Consider the following 1167-nt stretch of genomic DNA (forward strand, 5'->3'; position numbering starts at 1 on the left):
GACGCCCGTCTTCGCGCAGGTGAACATGCCCTTCTCAAGGATGGCTTCCCGCAGGCGCTTCCACCTGGCGAGGTCATACCACGACCGCCACTCGCGATCGGCGTCCCGCGCGGCCATCCGCGAGCGCTCCGCATCGGCGCGCGTGATCGACCGGCCGGATGCTCCGGAAAGAGCGGGCCTCGCTGTCTTGAGTTTCGCCATGGGTGATTGCCTCATTGGACGCGCAGAAGCACCGCCCGGCTCGAACCGGGCGGCACCCCATCCGCAAACAACAACAAGAGGAAACCGGCAAAAGAAAGCGCCCGAAGGGATCTCTCCCCCGGGCGCACTGTGCCGATGCATCATACGCTAGCGGGAAGTCCGCGATCCGTCAACGGCCCCTGTAGTGCATTCTGCGGCCGCACAGGCCGTCAGAGACGCAGCGCAGCGCCGACATCAGCCCGACCCAGTCCCTGACCGGTTCGTCCTGGATCACAACGCGCTTGCCCTCGCAGGCGGCGCGGCTGTCCGTGTGGCCGAGCCAGCCCTCGACTTGCATCATGGCCGATGTTGCATCCTGCACCCGCTCTTCGTCGCTGCGCTCATCCACCGGCGGCGTGTCCGCGTCCGCGCTCAGTTCGGACGGCAGGAACTCGACCTTCATGCATTTCGGGTGTCGGTTCGGCGCTCCTATCGCGCGATCGAATGCGGCCTGCGTCCGGCGCATGTGGCAGATCGCTGACCAGAGATCCTGCTTCTCCTGCTCGCTCCTGGAATGCGCCGCCATGGCGCGGCCGGCAACGCATCCGTGCCACGGAGCCCGCATCTCGCGGATGTTCGTCATCGTGATCTCCTTGCCAGCATGCCTGCAGCGCGTCTTGATGGTTTCCCGTTCGGCGTCCGGCAGCCTGTCCTCCGTCGCGCGGTGGAAATGGCCGTCCTTCTCGCGGCGCCTGCTCTCCGACAGCTCCGGGAGCCCGAGCGGGTTTGCCTTCTTCGCCCTGCGCTTCGCTGCCTTGCTGTGTGCCGTCATCGCCCTACCTCACCTGCGCCGCACGCGGGCCGACTGCCTTGCGGATTGCCTCGATCTTCGATGCCATGGCCTGCAGGTCCACCTTCTGGCCGGACAGCGCCGCCTTCACGTGCTCCACCGCCTTCTGGGCAGCGTCTGCCTCTGCCAGCGTCATC

1 protein-coding gene and 1 pseudogene are annotated in these 1167 nt (G+C 66.8%); both read right to left on the minus strand.

What is annotated here, in order from left to right; genetic code table 11:
* Positions 1–201, minus strand: a pseudogene (locus HCC78_RS32650) (HNH endonuclease); the annotation flags it as partial.
* Between the two features lie 169 nt (positions 202–370).
* The gene (locus tag HCC78_RS32655) at positions 371–1012 is read right to left on the minus strand and encodes a hypothetical protein (RefSeq protein ID WP_172332835.1); all 642 of its coding nucleotides are present in this window, start codon (positions 1010–1012) and stop codon (positions 371–373) included.
* Between the last annotated feature and the right edge of the window lie 155 nt (positions 1013–1167).

The sequence above is a fragment of the Mangrovicoccus sp. HB161399 genome (genome assembly GCF_013184745.1).
Lineage (GTDB): Bacteria > Pseudomonadota > Alphaproteobacteria > Rhodobacterales > Rhodobacteraceae > Mangrovicoccus.

Bases quoted from the DNA above. Each gene is read 5' to 3' on its own strand.
- HCC78_RS32655 (WP_172332835.1), bottom strand. From the start codon at position 1,012: ATGACGGCACACAGCAAGGCAGCGAAGCGCAGGGCGAAGAAGGCAAAC.